The organism is Kurthia gibsonii (assembly GCF_006539985.1).
In the GTDB taxonomy this organism is placed as follows: Bacteria; Bacillota; Bacilli; order Bacillales_A; family Planococcaceae; genus Kurthia; species Kurthia gibsonii.
Window position 1 is genome coordinate 12198 of the sequence record NZ_BJOB01000018.1, and the last position, 19528, is coordinate 31725.

Sequence of the window (19528 nt, forward strand, 5' to 3'; positions counted from 1 at the left end):
ACCTTCCATCCTTTACCCATAGCTAAACCATTCTAAAACCTTTTCTTTTATAAAGAACCCACCAAGATTTCGACATCAATTGTAATTTCATCTAGCTGTAAGTCTTCGATTTTCTTCTCTTGATGCCAGCCCATCGGTGTCATATGTGCAAGTAATGGGACAAGTTCTGTGGATATCTTTTTTGTCGTTGTCACGCGGAAGATATCCACATGTGGAAAACTCTCTTTAAATCGTTCAACTGTTTGACTGTTCGAGTAATCTTCTTTATCGGATGTCGCGTAGAATTGTTTTCGTAACTCTTTTAAATAGCCGCTCTGTGGAACGACTTTAATCACTTTGCCATTCGGCTGTAATAAACGCTTAAATTCCTCATAATTCGCAGGCGATAAAATATTTAAAATGACGTCGAATTTCTTCGATGCATAGGGGCTTTTCGCTAAATCTCCTACAACCCATAAAATATCGGTATAGTTCTTCGCAGCCGCCACGATTCCTTCTTTTGAAAGGTCAACCCCTGTCGCAATCATCTCGTGTTCACATTGTTCTTTTAGTTTATAAAGATGCGTTCCTTCACCACAACCTGTATCTAATACCGTCATCACTTCAGGTAAGTTCGTCAGCTGTTGTAAAATCACATCATATACATCCGCATATAACATGGCATCGAGCACTTGTTTACGCGCTTCAAATAACTTTTGATCATACATCGATTGAACAGGATGTGTTAGTAAATTAATATAACCTTGTTTTGCTAAATCAAAGCTATGACCATTTTTACATACAAGTGTTTTTTCCTCTTGCATGTGAAATGCTTGCTCACAATGTGGGCAGCGAAATAGCTGTGCATTCTTTTGAAGCCACTGTGCGCTCATTTGTTTTTTGGATAACATCTTTCACATTCCCTTCAAAAAAAGAAGCAGAAAACGCGTATTCGTCTTCCGCAACTTTTGTTATTTTATAAGATATTCAATGATTAAACCAATTGATAATAAGAAACCAAAGAATGTATTTGTTAAAGCAGTTGATTTCATCGCCAAACCTTGTTTCATCGGGATGCCTTCGCCTTCTTTAAAGTTCTTAATTGCTGCAATTGGTTTTGGCACACTAATGAAGACGAATAGTAACCACGGACTAACAACACCGAATACGACTAAACCGACAATCCACGCATACGATACGATGAACGAAATCGCCAGCAACTGAATCGCTTTTTCACGTCCTAGTAGAATCGCAAGTGTTTTACGACCACCAATTGTATCTTCTTTAATATCACGAATATTATTCGACATATTAATACCACCAACTAAAATACCCAGTGGTACAGATACTAAAAAGCTCGTCATACTCACGTCACCTGTTTGGATGAAGTAAGCAATAAGAATAAAGCCAATTCCCATACTCAGTCCTGCAAAGAGTTCACCAAATGGTGTGTAAGCAATCGGCATTGGACCACCTGTGTATAAGTAACCGATTAACATACCAATAATTCCGATGACCACAAGCCACCAACTTGAATTCATACAAATATAGATTCCAATTAATATGGATAGACCGTATAAGATTAAGGCGAATGCCAATACAGAAGACGGTTTTGTACCATGTCGTACAAGCGCACCACCAATCCCTACTGAATCAGCAGTGTCTAAACCTCTTTTAAAATCATAATATTCATTGAATAAATTCGTCGCAATTTGTAAAAACAAACCGCAGACAAGCATTGCCGTAAATAAAAGCCAATTGATTGGACCATCATTAAGCGCGAGCATTGTCCCTAAAATAACAGGCGCAAAAGTTGCTGTTAATGTATGTGGACGTGTTAATTGCCACATTAATTTTAGCGTACTAATATCTTCAATCGGCTGATTTGTTTGTTTCGCCATGTTTTACTTCCTTTCGTACTTTCTATAACTCTATTATTCTACATGATTTTTCGTTTGATTGCTAAAGTTGAATTTTAATAAAAAGTTTGGTACAGTAAAGGCAACTAAAGCGTACAGAAGGATTTCTAGGGTTCCGTAAACAAATTTGTTTAGACTGGTCCGAGAGAAATCCCGCATCAATTTGATGTGCCACGGAAGGACAAAAGCCTGGGAGTTTCACTGCAAGATGCAGTCAAGCTCTCAGGTTTTTTTATGTACATAGAAGGAGGAATTTATAATGAAGCACTGGGCAGTTGTTGTTTTTGCTGCTGTACTCGAAACTTGCTGGGTTATTGGTTTAAAGCACGCAGATACTTGGTGGGAATGGTTACTTACCATTGCCGCACTCGTTTACACATTCAAATTATTATTAAATGCAGGTGATCACCTACCTGTCGGAACAGTTTATGCTGTCTTTGTCGGATTAGGTACAGCTGGAACCGTACTAAGCGATATCGTTCTCTTTGATGCACCAATCGAATTTATGAAAATCGCATTAATCGGTGTATTACTAATCGGTGTGATCGGACTCAAAATGGTAACACCCGATCGTACAGAAGGAGGTCAATCATAATGGCTTGGATTGCGCTTATTTTAGCAGGTTTTTGTGAAATTTTTGGTGTTGCCATGATGAACCGCTGGCAACTTTATCGTAATTGGCAAACGATTGTAGCACTGATTATTGGTTTTGGTATTAGTTTAGCCTTACTCTCTTACGCAATGGAAACAATTCCTATGGGAACTGCCTACGCTGTTTGGACGGGTATTGGCGCTGCTGGCGGTGCAGTAGTGGGTATGATTTTCTTCAAAGAATCAAAAGACTGGCGCCGTATTGTATTTATTACACTCATTTTAGTTGCTGCTATCGGTTTAAAATTATTTTCTTAGCGTTTATAATGAGAACACTTATGAAGTTTGAAGGGGTGCTTTAACATGAAGATTTTTAAAATTACAGATGTAGCAGATTTAGAAAAAGCATTCTCAATCCGAAAAGAAGTATTTGTAGAAGAACAACATGTACCGATTGAAGAAGAGATTGATGCCTATGACACATTAGACGGTGAATGTGAACATGTTCTATTAACAAAAGACGGTCAAGCTGTTGGTACAGGTCGCGTTCGCTTAGTCGATAACTATGGAAAAATCCAACGTGTTGCCATTCGACTAACAGAGCGTAAACACGGCTATGGTAAGGTCATCATTCAAAAACTAGAAGAACTTGCAGCAGCACGTGGTGCAACTAAAGCAAAATTAGATGCACAAGTTCATGCTATTGGTTTTTACGAAAAGTTAGGCTACACTGTTCAATCTGACGTATTTATGGATGCTGGAATTGAGCATGTACTCATGACAAAATCGCTACATTAAAAAGAAGTCGTTTCTATTTAGGAAGCGACTTCTTTTGTTATATTTTCTTTTTTCGGTGGTTTTATCACTGTATAAATAATCCCTCCAAAGATGAACAGCATACCAAGAATCTGCGCCACCGTTGGTCGGAAATCTAAAATCCAAATATCGAGTAAAATAGCGACTAATGGATCGACAAATACAAGTGCAGATACGAGTAATGTGGATAAGTTACGAATACTATTAAAGAATAAGTAATATACAAAACCTGTATGAATAAAGCCCGTTCCTAAAATATACAACCAGTTACTCGTCGTTAACCCATGAAATACATCAAACTGCACCATTGGGAATAAGATGACAATCCCAACCATCGTTTGAACAAATGTTAATGCATATGTAGATAGATGCTTCACTCCCCGTCCCACAAACATCGTCATCGCATAGCAAATAGCTGATAACATCGCATAGATGAAGCCCTCATTCCATAGTAAATGAAGCGAATCCACTTGTTGTACCCCTACGATTAAAATACTACCTAAAAAGCATACGACAATGGCTAAAATTGCTGGAATCGTTAGACGCTCTTTTAAAAATATTCCGCCCAAAATTAACACAAAAATCGGCGCTAAATTATAAATCGAAATCGCGAGCGAGATCTCCATTTCATTGAATGCTTTAAATAAAAACACCCAGTTAAATACGAGAAACACACCGCAAATTACCGTTTGAATAACTTCTTTTCGTGACCACTGCTCTGTTTTATAACTCTTCGTTATAAGCCATAAACCACCTAAAAACAATGTCGCACAAATACACCTCACAAATACCAATTCTTCTGCTGGAACACCTGTTTGAATCGTAAAAAAACCAACCGAACCGAAAATTGCCATCGAGATTGTTAGCTGAATGGCTGCTTGCATATTCATGTTGTCTCCTTCTCTCTTTTAAGGAATATTCTTACTATTATACCATGAAAAAAGAGTAAAAAGCAGAATGCCTTTTACTCTTTATATAATTGGAACCCACAACTCAACGGATTCCTCACCTGTTTCCTTATTATATGCATATTGCTCTAAAATCGGTGCCTTTCGAAAACGAAAATAATCCGCTTGACGAATGCGATGAAAGAAAACAAAAGCATCATACTTTTCATTTGTACTCGTCGCAATTACATAACGCCCTGACGAGATCACGACATCTTCTGCGTTCTCAAGTGGAATTGTTGAAGCCCCCACAATTCCTGCATAATAAGCTGCGACACTTAATTCCTCGTGTTCTTTCGGAAAGAATACACCATACGTCACTCTCGGTACACGATGTTGTATTTTTAAAGCTTGGTTTAACTTCTTTCGCACCTCCATAATTGATGCTTGCGTCACCACATTCGTACGAAAACCGCGAATTCTAAACCCTATCTGTTCCTCTATCCGTACATACATAACGTCTACTCCCTTGGCCTTAAACTATCCATTTAAAACAATTCGTTTCCCTTTTTAACCATTTTAAAACATTATTTCTTTAAACGGAACGGAACGGTAATTAAAATAACATTTCTCTTATAAAGTAAATAGGTACGAATTAATAAACTTGATTGATTATGCAACATATTATGCCAACCTTTTTTCACAATGAATTGTGGCACAATAACGGAAACATAATAATTTTTTTCACATGCTTTTCTCTCCACTTTATCAATAAATTTTGTCAGTGGATTCACTAAACTACGATATGGTGAATACAATGTAACTAAACGAATGTCTGGTTGCCACTTCTTCCATTTCGCTTCAAATGCCTTTAAATCTTCCTTATCGAAAGAAACATACACTGCTACAATCATATCGGGATTCAATGTTTTTGCATAGTTTAATGAATTACGCACCATCTTTGTAATGCCTGAAACCGGAATAATCATAACGTTCCCGTTCATCTCTGGTAACATTTCATCTGTTAGCTTCAGTTGTGGACCGATACTATCATAGTGCGATTTAATACGATGGAAGATAATGACCATAACCGGAACAAAAATGAGAATCGGCCATACATACCCGAATTTAGTAACAAAGAAAATGGCTGCGACAGTAAATGAAATAATCGCTCCCACTGTATTGATTGTCAGTTTCCCTTGCCAGCCTTTTGGGCGTTCTCGTAACCATTTTCGTATCATTCCTGCCTGTGCCAGTGTAAATGGAATGAATACACCTGTCGCATAGAGTGGAATAAGACTCTCCGTCTTCCCCCCAAATAAAATGATTAAGACAATCGCGCCAATTCCTAGTAAAACAATCCCATTGGAATAACCTAAACGGTCACCACGTACTTGGAACATACGCGGAATATAGCCATCTTTTGAAAGATTAACAGCGAGTAATGGAAAAGCTGAGAAACCTGTATTAGCAGCCAATATCAAAATTAAGGCTGTTATTCCTTGAATAATGAAATAGAAAACCCCTCTACCTACACTTTCCTGTGCAATTTGAGATACAACTGTCTGATGTCCATTCGGTGTTACACCGTAATAGTACGCTAGAAACACAATGCCTGAAAAAAGAAGAGCGAGTAAACCACCCATCGCTAACAATGTTTTTGTCGCATTGACAGGCTCAGGCTTTTTAAAATTAGGAATCGCATTAGAGATTGCTTCAACACCTGTTAAAGCCGAACTACCAGAAGCAAAAGCTTTTAGTAATAAAAAAAGTGTAACCCCAGCAACTGGTGTTCCAATTGCTGTATGATTCGTTGTCGGTACTTCACCATTTAGAATACGATAAATACCTATGCCAATTAAAATGAATAACGACAAAACAAACAGATACACTGGATAGGCTAAAATCGTTGCTGATTCCGTTACACCTCGTAAATTTAAAATCGTCAAGATGATGACGAATACTATTGCCATCTCAACATTGTAATCATGAAACGTTGGAAAAGCGGATGTAATCGCATCCGCTCCTGCTGAAACACTTACTGCAACGGTTAAGATATAATCAACAAGTAAGGCGCCCCCTGCGACTAAACCTGCATTCTTCCCAATATTTTCTTTTGAGACGACATATGCGCCACCACCATGTGGATAAGCATGAATCACTTGTCTATATGAAAAAATCAGTGCGACCAATAAGACAATTACACCGACAGCGATTGGAATGGAGTACCAAAATGCAGCTGCACCAACAGCCATTAATACGATGAGAATTTGTTCTGGTCCATACGCGACAGACGACAATGCATCTGAAGATAAAATCGCAAGTGCCTTTGTTTTACTTAACCTTTGATCCATCAACTCAGTTGATTTTAATGGGCGACCAATCACATATCTTTTCCATAAACCCATTTTTCACACTTCTCCTTCATACGTTTCAAACTCCATGATTCGCTAAAAAGAATACAAAAAAGCCTACAGGCACGAGAAATAGACCTGTAGACAAGTAATTTTTTGCCTAACAAGTTTCCATCTCTTCTCTGTAACGCTTACGAGGTTAGCTGTCGGATTCGGGCTGAGAGTAGCCCTACCTTTTTCAAAAGGATTCACCCCAAGGAATTCAATTCCATCTTGATGTGGTTCCCCCGCGTTTTTTAACTTCAGCGATTTAGAAATTTGAAACTTTTTAAATTGTGTTGTAATAATACTCCCACTTACGTCATTTGTAAATATTTAAGTTGGATTTTTTTCGTAAATTCTTAGCGCGCGGTTTGCATAGTGCATCATGAGTAAGAATAAAATGAAAGCAATTCCTACGAATAAAAATTTTGCGTCAATAAAATCAAATAATGCACCGAATAATAAAGAGCCTATCGGGCCCATGCCGACAGAGACCGTTTCAATCAGTCCAAATACACGTCCACGATAATGATCTTCTACCGAACGCTGAATGAGTACGCCAATCGGGGTATTCGAGCAAATATTCATTGCGGATATACTGAATAAAACCATCATATAAAAAACAAAAGTTAGCTCTTTTGAAAAATCGAAAAAGAGTGGAATTGCGATACTTCCAATGAACATACAAGCGAGAATAACTGCACGTCGAATGAAAATAAGTGGTCTTCGTAAATCACTACAAACAGATAAATAAATGGATGCAATTAACATTCCAACAGCACCTGCTCCTTGTATAATCCCTACATTCGTAGAAGGCATTTTTAATTGCTCTACAAGGATAAAAACAATGCCTACACTAATTGCTGAATTGAAGAAGTTTAACCAAATATTCATCCATAAAAGAGACTTCACAAGTGGTTTTTCTTTTAAATACTTTACCCCTTCTTTCATACTTCGTAGCATGCTTTCTTTTTCACGTTTTTGATGTTGTTCAAATAATGTAAAATCCATTGTAGCTTCTAAAATTAACGCGATAAAATAAGCGACTGCCATCGAAATTAAGAATACTTGCATCGAGACAAAACCATATAACATCCCCCCGATAACAGGTCCACCAATCCCGCCGATTGAATAGGAAATCTGATTAAATGATAACGCTTTTTGTAGACGCTTTTTCCCCACCATATTAGGGATAGCACTTGAAAATGCTACGCCATTAAATGCACCAATCGTTGAGAAAATAGCAGTAATTGTATAAATTGCCATAACAGATAAACCAAATAACCATGTATATATAATTAATAAAACAACAGATAACGTAATACCTGTCATACTTGCGATAACAATTCTTTTTTTCGGAAAACGATCCGCGACATATCCTGCAAATGGCGCAGCCAATGCACGCGGTACAACATTAAATACGATATTCGTTGCGAATGACAGTGCCGAGCCTGTAATTGATAATATATAGAGACTAATACCAAAGCTGAATACCGTAAAACCAAGAGATGTAAGCATTTTACTAATAAAAAAAGTAATTAAATTACGCGTTGCACGCCTTTCAATTTGAAAATCCACAGATGCCCTCCTTTATTTCGGTTATCGTAATATTTTACCAGATACAGTCATTCTGTAAAGAGGATTTAGTTGGCAGACACACACTTTCCGTATTATATTGACACTATAGATGAAAAAAAGGAGTTTTAAATATGACGACTATTTTAATTGTCGATGATGACTCACGCATTGTAGAACTAGTGGAAACACATCTACTCGAAAAAGGCTATCAAACAATCAGAGCAGCAAATGGTATGGACGCATTGGATCAACTAAAAAAACATAGCTGTGACTTGGCAATTGTTGATGTTATGATGCCCTTCATGGACGGTTTACAACTCACAAAAGAGATTCGAAAAAAATACAATATCCCGATTTTATTATTAACAGCGAAAGACCAAATAACAGATAAAGAAGCAGGTTATGAAGCAGGTACAGACGATTATCTCGTCAAACCATTCGAACCACTCGAACTACTATTCCGTGTTAAAGCACTTCTTCGTCGCTATGATGTACAAGAAGATACATTACTTCGCATCGGAAATATTACGGTGAATACGAACACATTTGAAGTAACGGTCGATCAGCGTTCATTGTTCTTACCACCGAAAGAATTTGATTTACTTGTTTATTTTATTCAGCATAAAAAACAAATTTTAAGTCGCGATCAATTGATTGAACAAGTATGGGGCGCTGATTTTTCAGGAGATGAGCGTACAGTTGATGTACATGTAAAACGTCTGCGCGAACACTTTAAAGAGATTTCGCCTTTCGTTCAAATTAAGACGATTCGCGGCATTGGTTACATGTTGGAGGAAACAGAATGAAGTCGCTCTATACAAAATTTGTTGTTTATACAGTAGCGATTATGATTGGTAGTGGTGTCATTGCCTTTCTCATTTCAAATGGTTATTATCAACAAAAGCTAAAGCCAGTAAATGATGCAAAGAATACACGAATTGCACTCGATATTGCAGAATTTGCAGATCGTCATCCAGATATGAACTTAACCGAATATCTCGAAAATACAGCGGCAGTTGGCTATCAATTTTACCTCGTAAAGCCTGATTTAAAAGGTGAATTTTTCGGCTCAGATTTCCGTGAAAAAAATCTAAGTAAAAAAGAAATCGAATCAGTTTTAGACGGTAATATCTTTCATGGTATTCAAAACTTCCCTCAATCCACCTTTGTTACAGGGTTCTTTGCGAATGAATTGCAAAACTCGATTGGTGTTCCTTTAAAGCATGACGGCAAAAACTATGCACTCTTTATTCGCCCTGATATTAAACTACTCTTTGGCGAAATGCATATTCTCTTTGGTATTCTCTTTGTTCTCACGATTGCACTTAGTATTGTTTTTGTATTCATTAGCACAAAATATTTAGTGAAGCCGATTCGCACATTAACGTCTGCAACACAACAACTCGCTAATGGTAAATTTGATGTAGCATTGAATGTGACACACCGCGATGAAATTGGACAGCTTGCAAAAAGCTTTACACATATGGCAGAACAACTTGAAAAAAATGAAACCACACGTAAAGAATTCATCTCCAATGTGTCGCATGATATTCAATCACCATTATCTAATATCAAAGGCTATACGAACTTATTAGAAAAAGAAGATTTACCAGAAGAACAAAAGAAACAATATATCGAAGTCATTAACCGTGAGATTACACGACTATCTGAATTAACGAAACAACTTCTTCTTCTCACATCGCTCGATCAAAATAAATCAATGATTCAACCAACTGAAGTTGATATTGCGCAGCAAATTCGTTCACTCATCAGACAGTACCAATGGCAAATTGGCGAAAAAGGATTAATGGTCGGTTACACACTCCCTTCTTCTTGCGTCATTGAAGGCGATGCAACTTTCCTAAATACCATTTTCGATAACCTTTTAACGAATGCGATTAAATATAATGAAGAAGGTGGGCAGATTGATGTTTCGCTTCGTGAAACAGACTCGCGTGTTATTCTACAATTTAAAGACACTGGAATTGGTATGACAAAAGAACAGCAAGAACGTATTTTTGACCGTTTTTATCGTGCAGATACTTCACGCACACATACTGTTACAGGAACAGGACTAGGTATGGCAATTGTGAAATCAATGGTACAACTACATCATGGCTCTATTTCAATTGATAGTGAGTTAGATGAGGGTACAGTCTTTACTATTTCATTACCAAAACAACTAAAATAATCAAAGAAGAAATCGCTTCATCGAGCGGTTTCTTTTTATATTCCATTTTTTACCTCCATTTATTCATATTCTATTCATATTCCGAACGTATAGTAAGAGTATCAAGAAAAACGGGAGGAAAAAATTATGTTTTCACTATCACTAAAAGAAATTAAATTCTTTAAATTACGTTATATCCTCATCGGGTTTATTTTATTCTTCGTTGCAGCACTTGTATTTATCATCAGTGGCTTAGCGAATGGCTTAGCGAATGATAATGCTTCATCTATGAAAAATATGAATGCTGTTTCGTATTACGTTTCAAAAGACTCCGATAATCGAATGGATCGTTCACGCTTTACAGCTACTGACGTTGAAAAGATTAAAACGAACGATGCACAACCTTTAGGTATTCAAATGATGACATTAAAGGATAAAGAATCAAAAGAAAAATTAGACGTTACATTAATGGGAATTAACCCTAGTCAATTCTTAATGCCAAATGTTGTAGATGGCAAAACCATTTCAAACACATCAAATAATGATGTCGTTGTTGATAAGACATTAGAAAAACAAGGCGCAAAAATTGGTAACAAACTATATGCGGAAAACTCAAAAACAACATTAACAATCGTCGGTTTTACAGAAGACCAAACATATAGTCATACACCAACAGTGATTATGAATACAGACACATGGTATAAAATCTTCGGTGGCAAAGAGAATGCTGGATTTAATGCAATTGCCCTAAAAAATGATAATGCCACAACAAAAGCAGATGTGAAAAATGCCGTAGCTGACGGTAAATTCGTTCCAAAACAAGACCTAATCGATACAATCCCTGGTTATAGTGCTGAACAAAGCTCATTAATGATGATGCTTGCGTTCTTAATTGTCATTGCGGTATTCGTACTTGGTGCGTTCTTCTACATCATGACAATTCAAAAAGTAAATCAATTCGGGATTTTAAAAGCGATTGGCGCAAAAAACAAATTCTTAATCGGTTCAACAATGCTACAAGTACTTGTATTATCTGTTGTCAGCATTGGCTTAGCAATTGGCTTCGCATTCGTTTTACAACAAATCATGCCAAACGGAATTCCATTCGTCTTTGACTTTGCGTTAATTCTAAAATTCGGTGGCGCATTACTTGTTGTTTCACTATTAGGTGCTTTATTCTCAACAACAAGTATTGTGAAAGCCGATCCACTACAAGCAATGGGGAGAGCTGAATAATGAATACACCATTACAACTTGTCAATATTCAAAAACATTTTAAAGATGGCGATAACGAAATCGAGATTTTAAAAGACTTAAACTTGAGCGTAGAAAAAGGCGAGTTTGTCGCAGTTGTCGGTCCATCAGGTTCAGGGAAAAGTACGGTATTATCCATCGCAGGTGCTTTACAAAGTGCCGATGGTGGTGAAGTCGTAATCAACGGTCGCGATATTAACCAATATAGCGATAAAGATAAATCGGACGTGCGTTTAAAATCAATCGGCTACATTTTCCAAGCAGCTAATCTTGTACCATTTTTAAATGTGTACGATCAATTAAAGCTTGTGACTGAACTTGCAGGTGATTGGAATGACGAAACGAAAAAACGTGCAGATGATTTATTAGAATCAGTTGGTTTAGCAAATAAAGCGAAAAAGACAGTTCAACATTTATCAGGCGGCGAAAAACAGCGTGTTGCAATCGCACGTGCTTTCATGAACGACCCTGATATCATCCTTGCCGACGAACCAACTGCGGCACTTGATGCCAATCGTAGTAAAGAGATTGTTGAATTAATCGCTAAAGAAGTTCACGATAAAAATAAAGCAGCCATCATGGTAACACATGATGAATCTGTCCTTCACTACTGCGATAAAATTTATGAAGTTCACGACAAAAAATTAAGATTACGTAAATAACAAAAAGAGCCGAATCCATTATTTCAAAATGGGTTCAGCTCTTTTTTCATTCTTGTAAAACATGTTCATCGATTTGTTTCAAGTGATAATAGATGCCTTGTTGTTCAATTAAATCTGCATGTGTACCTACTTCTGCAATACGTCCCTCATCCATTACAAGAATCTGGTCCATCTGTTCCAACCCTTGTAGGCGGTGGCTAATCATGACAACCGTTTTCCCTTTCGTTTTTTGAATGAGTTTATGATGCAAACGTTTGGTTGTTGCAGGGTCAAGTGCAGAAAATGGCTCATCTAGTAACCAAACAGATGTATTTTTCAGCCACATGCGACCTAGTGCAAGTCGCTGCTTCTCCCCACCTGATAGGTTTTCGCCATGCTCTAACACTTGCATGTTTAAATCAAAATCAAGTTCCATCTCTTTTAATACATAATCTAATTCTTCGTCTGTAGCAATTGGTTTTGCGATACGTAAATTATCACGAATTGTACCATAGAAGAAGTGATTTTGTTGTAACAATACCGTTGTCTTCTTCCATAAATCTTCGGATTGAATTTCTTCAAGCGGTTGTCCTGCAATTCGAATTTGCCCACTTGTTGGGTTATAGAGGTCGAGCATCAATTGGAAAATAGTCGATTTACCAGAGCCACTCGCGCCGACAATCGCTGTTCGCGAACCTTGTAAAGCCATAAATTGAATGTGTTGTAATGTGTCTTCAGCTTGCCCTTCGTATCGAAAAGATACATCTTGAAAAGCAATTGAAAATGGTTGCTTTTTAATAAATGTACCAACATCTGTTTCTTTACCAAAGTCCTCTTGTTCAATCATTTGTAAACGGGTCATCGCTTGATCCGACTCTTTCTCAAATGTAGGAACGAGTGCCATTGGAATCGCTAAATCAAATACCGTCAATGTAATTAACACGAGCATCGCTAAATATAAACCATTCAATGAACCTGTTGTCACAAAGTATGCACCAATCACGAGTACAGAAGCGACAGTCAGCATGGCTACGAATGCATTGAGTGCTTGGTCACGAATAAGTGCTTTACTCTCCTTATGTTGTTCCTCTGCATAAGTATCCGCAATCGCTGCTACTTCATTCATTTGTTCATGCAATGTATGACTAATCGTTAAGTCTCGATAGCCATATAAAACTTCCGTTATCTCCGTTGAAAGTGCCGCACGCTTTTCTAGCTTATGTTGCCCTAATTTTTCATGTCTTTTCGTTCGTAGTATAGGAATAACAACTGCAGTTAAAATGAGACTGACTAGAATAACGAGCGCAATCCATACCGAGTAAAACATCGTAAAGAAAATCGTACAAATGAAGACAATTGCCAAAACAATCGGTGGATAAAATACACGTAAAAAGAAATTTTGAAGTGACTCTACATCGCTGACAATACGCGATAGTAAATCGCCACTACGATATTTTGTAAAGATACGCGGTGCTAGTCGTTCGAGTTGATCATAAAAGGTCATACGAATATTACTCAATATATTCAACGTACCTTCATGTGAGACAACTCGTTCAAAATAACGACTTACTGATTTTGTAATGCCAAATAGTTTTAAACAAGCTGCTAAAATTAAAATAACGTAAAGTGGTGGTTTTAAAAAGGCTTCCGAAATGATATATCCACTCATCGCAAATAGCCCTGCAGCTGTAATACCACCAATACTTCCTAAAAGAATGGAGATAAGAACAGCTTTTCTTTCTTGCATGACTAAATTAACAAGTACCTTCATGTCGCTCGCCCCCTACCATTTCACGATAAATCGCACTCTTTTGAAGTAATTCCTGATGTGTACCTGTCTGTTCAATTGTTCCATTATGCACGAGTAGAATTTGATCTGCTTGTTGAATCGTATGCAAACGATGCGCCACTGTAATGACGGTTCGTGTTTGTGCTAATTCATCCATTACACGCTGTAACAATTGTTCTGTTTGCACATCTAAGCCCATCGTCGGCTCGTCAAAGAAGACAACTGTACATTGTTTATAAAAAGCACGCGCAATCGCTAGGCGCTGCTTCTCGCCGCCCGACATACCGCGACCTGCTTCGCCTACTGCTGTATGCATACCATTCGGTAATGTCGCAATCCAATCGCCTAATTGAGCCTGTTCAATTGCTCGCTGAACGGCTACCTCATCACAAGCACCTTTCTTCATTTGAATGTTTTCTGCAATCGTTCCCGTAAATAAATACGGATGTTGTGAAATATAGGCAATCTGCTCAAACCAAGCATCTTTCGAGACTTCTTGGCGCAGCTTCCCATCGATTTTCACATGACCTTCTGTTACTTCATATACACCAGCCAGAATGTTTAGAAGTGTCGTCTTACCCTGTCCTGTGGGTCCTACAATCGCTGTTCGACTATTCGGAGGGATTTTCACATTCAGTTGTTCTAATTTGAACGCGTCACCATATTGAAAAGCACCCTGTTCAATCACAATACTTGGTTGTTGTTCAAGTGACTGTGTCCCCCACTTTACTGGCTCGATTGGACGTTCTAATTCCTCTTCTAAAATTTCAGCTGCAGCCATAGAACCACGCCCTGAATGGAATGCACTACCTAAGTCTTTAATCGCATTATAAAATTCAGGAGCAATCGCTAAAATGAAGAATGCAGGGGCAAATGTCATCGTTTCAAATGTAATCATTTGATACGCAATTTCGATGGCCACTAGTCCAATTCCAAGTGTTACAACTAATTCAATGAAAAATGTCGAGGCAAACGCCACTTTTAAAATACTCATCGTCGATGTTTGAAAAGCACGATTATTCTCAGCTAGTTCTTCTCGTTGTTGCTTCCCTTGACCAAATAATTTTAATGTTTGTAGTCCTTGTACTAAATCTAAAAACTTTCCTGAAAAAAAGGTCAGTTCTTTTAATTGTCGTTCTGATTTTTTTTGCGTTTGTAAACCAACAATAATATACGCAACCGGAATAAGCGGCGCTGTACATAAAAGAATCAACCCGCTATAAATATGTGTCATAAATACCGCTATTAATAGGATGAACGGTACGAGCATCGACTGTATTACTTGTGGAACATAATCTCGGTAATAACTTTCTAACTGGTCAATCATCTCAATCAACATTGTCACTTTGCTACCGGTCTGTCCTTTGACAGATGTCTGAAGCGGGTCCTGTTGCCACTTTTTAAGAAGTGACTGGCGGACACTTTTTTTCACATTCGTTGATAGACGGACACCTAATTGGCGATTTACATTCGTACAAATAACACGAATAATAATCGCACCAATTAATACTGCTATATAAGGAAATGTCGCTGAAAAAGCAGACTTTTTAATAAACACTTCATTGACAACTTGAACAATTGCATAAGACTGCGCAATAATTGCTAACCCTATACAAATAGAAAAAATAGCATTCCCTACTAAAACACCTTTTTGTCTCATTGCCCATTTCTGTAGCCATACCATGAAATTGCACCTTCTCTCTTAATTCCACTATAGAAGAATTTATTATGCTTTTCTTGTTCCAATACCCTTTTCTAGACAGAATTACTTTTTCATTCACAAAAATTACATCGCTTCTTCACAAACGTGAAAAGTTGTTGAAGTTTCGCCATAGTTTTTAGAATGAGAGGCGAATAATTCGATTCCACTATCCAATGTCCACTTTCGCCGAGCGAATGTCCCTTTCTTCAATCCAATGTCCCGTTCCGCTCACAACAAAAAACCAGTACAATTTTAAAATTATACTGGTCAGTTACAAGGCTCATTCATGCCATGTGTACGTATAGAGTTGTTTTTTCTCTTGGATTGCTAAGAAATAGTCCTTACCATCGTTTTTTGCACGATAATATGCATAATCTCCTACTTCAATTGTTGGTTCATGATCCTGTAAAGATTTTTTCATATCACTTTTCAAACCTGTATCAATTGCGTCCTCTTTAAACTTATTTAATAGCTTTTGATAATAAGCTTGGTTCTCTTTCGTAACTTCCTCCATCTCTGTATTCGTCATAGAGGGTGTTTTATCGTATTCATATAATGTAACCCATTGCCCACTTCCTGTTTGGGCTAATTCATGCGCTAGAATAGGTGATTCCGCAGTTGGTGGTGGAATCGTCACGCCCCATTCTTGTTTATATGCATCCACAACAACTTTCGGATCCATACCGCCTTTTCCAGTCAAAATGTATAGAGAAGCTGTAACCAAAATAATAAAGAGTAAGATAAAATAATATTTCTTTTTCATGTAGAATCTCCCATAGTAAGTGATATAGTAAGATTATCAAAAAATAGCGTTCTATACGAATGAATACTGTAAAATATGCAAATTTAATGCGCGACCTACCATGCGAAGTTCAGTATCGGTATAGCCCTGTTTTATATACAAAGTACGCGCACGTTCATTTCCTTCATCCAGTGCTAAATAATATGTTTAATATGTGGAAAATTCTCTTGCACATAGCTTGGAATTTTTTCAAGAACTTTTGTCGCATAGCCATGTCCTTCATAACGAACATCTGTTGAAAAAGAACGTAATAAATTATCATGTTCGGTACCTAAAAATCGTGAGGGCCTTTCCCCTCATGCAAAACAAAAAATGTTACAAATAAATCCTCATCCATCGCCAAAATAGGGTGTCTCTCGCAGTCTTCTATTTTTATAACTTCACGTGGTGAGGCAGTGTAAAACAGTTGATCTTCTGTTAGTAAATAGTTTTGAATACGTGGCTCATCTTCAACCGTAAATTTTTTAAAATACATACATTCATCCCCTTTTCTTCATTTTACCGAAAGAACGTTTGTTCGTAAACTTTAAACTATAAAAGAGGTACTACATTTATGGAAATCATCACAACTCAATTAATTTTCATCGCGATTTTCATTTTGATGATTCACTCAATTGAAACACTCGCTTATGCAGTTCGCTTATCTGGCGCGCGAGTTGGCTTACTTGCCTCGGCACTCTCATTATTTAATATTCTTGTGATGGTGTCACGTATGGCAAATATGGCGCAACAACCATTCACAGGAAACTTACTCGATGAAGCACCTCAAGATGGCGGTTCTTTTTTAGAGACACAATTTCGCTTCATTATCGGCGCTTCAACAGTTGGCACTCTTGTAGGTATTCTTCTACTTCCAACATTTATCGCGGTATTCTCGCGAGCAATCATCCATTTAACAGAGGTGAATGGCTCTGTTGGTGCACTATTTAAAAAAGGATTTACAGAAGGTTACTTTCGCCGCAGTTTAAACTATATTCGCTTACCCAAACGAAAAGACTGGCAAGAGATTGAATGGAAGGATGCACCGTATCGCCTATTCTTTATTAATATTTTTATTACAGCCATCTATACGATTGGTGTCTTATCTGCTTTATATGCGGCGCTCTTAATGCCCAGTCATAGTGCAACTGCTACAATGGCATCTGGATTGATTAATGGTGTAGCGACAATCCTTTTAATTATTTTTATTGATCCTAAGATTTCTGTCATGGCGGACAGTGTAATCCGAGGAAAAGGTCGTTATAATCAGCTGAAAACAGCGAGTATTTTTATGATTACATCAAGACTAATCGGTACTCTAGTAGCTCAATTATTATTTATTCCTGGAGCAAAATATATCGCTTGGTTCACGACACTCCTCTAGGAAAGTACATATATTGTCTATTTTAAACGTAAATTTAGTTGTATTTTTCAATAAATCTGATACAATACGAATGGTCATTTGAAAGGGGTGTCAGCCATTGACTTGGGAGATTTTTAGTGTAGTCGGAACGATTGCTTTTGCAATCTCTGGTGCAATTATCGCTATGGAAGAAGAATATGATATTTTCGGCGTTTACTTACTAGGAATCGTCACAGCTTTTGGTGGTGGTGCAATCCGTAACGCATTACTTGATATTCCTGTTTCTGCACTTTGGGAACAAACTTCATTATTCCAAATTGCGCTTGTATCTATAACACTTGTCTTTTTATTTCCCCATAAAAGTATCGCGCATTGGAATCGATGGGGGAATTATTTTGATGCGGTCGGTCTATCTGCATTTGCTATTCAAGGTGCCTTATATGCCGTCCACCTAAATCTACCTGTAGCAGCGGCTATCGTAGCAGGTATTTTAACAGGTTCTGGCGGTGGGATTATTCGTGATTTACTAGCAGGGCGTAAACCACTTGTTTTAAAACAAGAAGTATATGCCGTCTGGGCGGGAATCGCTGGTTTAATTATTGGACTTGAGTGGGTAAAAGCTGATTGGGCGCTCTACACATTATTTGTCGTCATCACGATTTTAAGAATCATTTCATATATTTATAAATGGACATTACCATTTAAATCGTTAAAACCAACAATTGTAAAATGAAAAAAGCTAGGTTGTTTTCGATGAATCATCGAACAACCTAGCTTTTATTGTATAATTTGCTGCCAACAGATTACTTTTTCTTCAAAAGACTTTACGTTTTTTCCCGGAACAGGGCTTGTTGAAGGCATAAGCATATATGAAACTTGCTCTGAAAAAGTATGTTTAAAATACTTCAAAAAAACACGTTCTGCTTTCCCACCATTAAAAACAATCCGTTCAACATTCGGATAACGAACCAATAGCTTTTCAAAATCATTTGGCACTTCTTGTTTAATAGCTGAATCTAGACTTCCTATACGCTCACAAGAAGCAATCGCATCCCATAATCCAATCTGATTGTCTAATAACCATGCAATCTTTTTATCATATGTAGATGGTACATCTTGCTGTAAAATACGCGACATAATCCCCCAAAAATGATTTCGTTCATTTCCGTAATACTGTTGCTTCTCAAGAGAAATTTTTCCTGGCATCGAACCAACAATTAATACTTTCGTCTGTTCGTCAATAACAGGTGCTAGTACATTATTAATTTTAGCCATTAAAAGCTTGTTTTAGCTTTTCAAATTGTTCTTGAAGAACTTCTAAATCCGGTTTTGATGCTTTTTGATCCGCCTTCACATTAATTTCATAACGTAATTTTGAATAATGTTCATCAAATTTTGCAACAGCTTGTTTGAAATCTTTTAATGGTTGGAATGATTCAAATTCCGGATCCATAAATGTATACACTTGGAATGAATGTACACTCGCACTAAAATGTGAATAGTTTTCCATGCCTTTTTTACCTGTTGGCTCACCTTTTTGAAGCGCTACTGCATTGTCGATGATACTTTTAGCCGCATCAATTAATAATTGTGTATTAGTTGAATCCATAATATTACCCAACTACCTTTCTTTTAATCAAATTGACTTCTCTTACCAATTGT

21 protein-coding genes and 2 riboswitches are annotated in these 19528 nt (G+C 37.3%); of the genes, 9 read left to right on the forward strand and 12 right to left on the reverse strand.

The annotated features are described in order from the left end of the window. Window positions 1–47 precede the first annotated feature (47 nt). A complete protein-coding gene (locus KGI01_RS07340; RefSeq protein ID WP_141274153.1) occupies window positions 48–890 on the reverse strand; it encodes a putative RNA methyltransferase in 843 nt (280 codons plus the stop codon). A 60-nt stretch (window positions 891–950) separates the two neighbouring features. Next, the gene (locus KGI01_RS07345) at window positions 951–1880 is read right to left on the reverse strand and encodes a 1,4-dihydroxy-2-naphthoate polyprenyltransferase (RefSeq protein ID WP_141274154.1); all 930 of its coding nucleotides are present in this window, start codon (window positions 1878–1880) and stop codon (window positions 951–953) included. Window positions 1881–1994: 114 nt separating this feature from the next. After that, a riboswitch (guanidine-I (ykkC/yxkD leader) is annotated at window positions 1995–2096 on the forward strand. A 58-nt stretch (window positions 2097–2154) separates the two neighbouring features. Here KGI01_RS07345 and KGI01_RS07350 point away from each other — a divergent pair. Genes KGI01_RS07350 through KGI01_RS07360 form a run of 3 tightly spaced genes read left to right on the forward strand, consistent with a single transcriptional unit; the run spans window position 2155 to window position 3287 of the window. Continuing rightward, window positions 2155–2493 carry a DMT family transporter gene (locus KGI01_RS07350; RefSeq protein WP_304364146.1) on the forward strand — a complete coding sequence of 113 codons (339 nt, stop codon included), beginning with the start codon at window positions 2155–2157 and terminating at the stop codon, window positions 2491–2493. Further along, the gene (locus KGI01_RS07355; RefSeq protein ID WP_141274156.1) at window positions 2493–2807 is read left to right on the forward strand and encodes a DMT family transporter; all 315 of its coding nucleotides are present in this window, start codon (window positions 2493–2495) and stop codon (window positions 2805–2807) included. Before KGI01_RS07350 ends, KGI01_RS07355 begins: the two co-directional genes overlap by 1 nt. Window positions 2808–2852: 45 nt before the next feature. Continuing rightward, window positions 2853–3287 (forward strand): GNAT family N-acetyltransferase, encoded by a 435-nt coding sequence (locus KGI01_RS07360; protein WP_141274157.1) that lies wholly within the window; start codon window positions 2853–2855, stop codon window positions 3285–3287. A gap of 17 nt (window positions 3288–3304) precedes the next feature. On the opposite strand, the gene KGI01_RS07365 is transcribed toward KGI01_RS07360, so the two are convergent. The 4 genes from KGI01_RS07365 to KGI01_RS07380 form a co-directional block, all read right to left on the reverse strand. Further along, window positions 3305–4195: a DMT family transporter gene (locus tag KGI01_RS07365; protein ID WP_141274158.1), complete on the reverse strand. Its 891-nt coding sequence runs from the start codon at window positions 4193–4195 to the stop codon at window positions 3305–3307. Between the two features lie 81 nt (window positions 4196–4276). After that, window positions 4277–4708 carry a GyrI-like domain-containing protein gene (locus KGI01_RS07370; RefSeq protein ID WP_141274159.1) on the reverse strand — a complete coding sequence of 144 codons (432 nt, stop codon included), beginning with the start codon at window positions 4706–4708 and terminating at the stop codon, window positions 4277–4279. Window positions 4709–4779: 71 nt separating this feature from the next. Further along, window positions 4780–6600: a potassium transporter KimA gene (locus KGI01_RS07375; RefSeq protein ID WP_141274160.1), complete on the reverse strand. Its 1821-nt coding sequence runs from the start codon at window positions 6598–6600 to the stop codon at window positions 4780–4782. 119 nt (window positions 6601–6719) lie between these two features. After that, a riboswitch (cyclic di-AMP (ydaO/yuaA leader) is annotated at window positions 6720–6864 on the reverse strand. A gap of 57 nt (window positions 6865–6921) precedes the next feature. After that, entirely contained in the window at window positions 6922–8166 is a 1245-nt protein-coding gene (locus tag KGI01_RS07380; protein ID WP_141274161.1) for an MFS transporter, read from the reverse strand. Between the two features lie 131 nt (window positions 8167–8297). Between KGI01_RS07380 and KGI01_RS07385 the strand changes: the two genes are divergently transcribed. The 4 genes from KGI01_RS07385 to KGI01_RS07400 all read left to right on the forward strand — a co-directional run bounded on the left by KGI01_RS07385 (window position 8298) and on the right by KGI01_RS07400 (window position 12252). After that, window positions 8298–8972 (forward strand): response regulator transcription factor, encoded by a 675-nt coding sequence (locus KGI01_RS07385; RefSeq protein WP_141274162.1) that lies wholly within the window; start codon window positions 8298–8300, stop codon window positions 8970–8972. After that, a complete protein-coding gene (locus KGI01_RS07390; RefSeq protein WP_068450397.1) occupies window positions 8969–10357 on the forward strand; it encodes a sensor histidine kinase in 1389 nt (462 codons plus the stop codon). The genes KGI01_RS07385 and KGI01_RS07390 overlap by 4 nt, the downstream gene beginning before the upstream one ends. A gap of 126 nt (window positions 10358–10483) precedes the next feature. Further along, window positions 10484–11572 carry an ABC transporter permease gene (locus tag KGI01_RS07395; RefSeq protein ID WP_141274163.1) on the forward strand — a complete coding sequence of 363 codons (1089 nt, stop codon included), beginning with the start codon at window positions 10484–10486 and terminating at the stop codon, window positions 11570–11572. Then, window positions 11572–12252, forward strand: coding sequence for an ABC transporter ATP-binding protein (locus KGI01_RS07400; RefSeq protein ID WP_068450392.1), 681 nt, complete (start codon window positions 11572–11574; stop codon window positions 12250–12252). The genes KGI01_RS07395 and KGI01_RS07400 overlap by 1 nt, the downstream gene beginning before the upstream one ends. A gap of 46 nt (window positions 12253–12298) precedes the next feature. Here KGI01_RS07400 and cydC read toward each other — a convergent pair whose 3' ends face one another. The 4 genes from cydC to KGI01_RS07420 all read right to left on the reverse strand — a co-directional run bounded on the left by cydC (window position 12299) and on the right by KGI01_RS07420 (window position 16999). Next, complete coding sequence (gene cydC, locus KGI01_RS07405; protein WP_141274164.1) at window positions 12299–14002, reverse strand: thiol reductant ABC exporter subunit CydC; 1704 nt, start codon at window positions 14000–14002, stop codon at window positions 12299–12301. Next, window positions 13986–15704 (reverse strand): thiol reductant ABC exporter subunit CydD, encoded by a 1719-nt coding sequence (gene cydD / locus KGI01_RS07410; protein WP_141274165.1) that lies wholly within the window; start codon window positions 15702–15704, stop codon window positions 13986–13988. Before cydD ends, cydC begins: the two co-directional genes overlap by 17 nt. A gap of 298 nt (window positions 15705–16002) precedes the next feature. Beyond that, window positions 16003–16485 (reverse strand): hypothetical protein, encoded by a 483-nt coding sequence (locus tag KGI01_RS07415; RefSeq protein ID WP_141274166.1) that lies wholly within the window; start codon window positions 16483–16485, stop codon window positions 16003–16005. Between the two features lie 310 nt (window positions 16486–16795). Continuing rightward, complete coding sequence (locus KGI01_RS07420) at window positions 16796–16999, reverse strand: hypothetical protein (RefSeq protein WP_141274167.1); 204 nt, start codon at window positions 16997–16999, stop codon at window positions 16796–16798. Between the two features lie 78 nt (window positions 17000–17077). On the opposite strand from KGI01_RS07420, the gene KGI01_RS07425 reads away from it, so the two are divergent. Continuing rightward, window positions 17078–17887: a lipid II flippase Amj family protein gene (locus tag KGI01_RS07425; RefSeq protein WP_141274168.1), complete on the forward strand. Its 810-nt coding sequence runs from the start codon at window positions 17078–17080 to the stop codon at window positions 17885–17887. A 97-nt stretch (window positions 17888–17984) separates the two neighbouring features. After that, the gene (locus KGI01_RS07430; RefSeq protein ID WP_068450378.1) at window positions 17985–18599 is read left to right on the forward strand and encodes a trimeric intracellular cation channel family protein; all 615 of its coding nucleotides are present in this window, start codon (window positions 17985–17987) and stop codon (window positions 18597–18599) included. 44 nt (window positions 18600–18643) lie between these two features. Here KGI01_RS07430 and KGI01_RS07435 read toward each other — a convergent pair whose 3' ends face one another. Then, window positions 18644–19141, reverse strand: coding sequence for a DNA-deoxyinosine glycosylase (locus KGI01_RS07435; RefSeq protein ID WP_141274169.1), 498 nt, complete (start codon window positions 19139–19141; stop codon window positions 18644–18646). Then, window positions 19134–19475 (reverse strand): hypothetical protein, encoded by a 342-nt coding sequence (locus KGI01_RS07440; protein ID WP_141274170.1) that lies wholly within the window; start codon window positions 19473–19475, stop codon window positions 19134–19136. The genes KGI01_RS07435 and KGI01_RS07440 overlap by 8 nt, the downstream gene beginning before the upstream one ends. Window positions 19476–19528 lie beyond the last annotated feature (53 nt).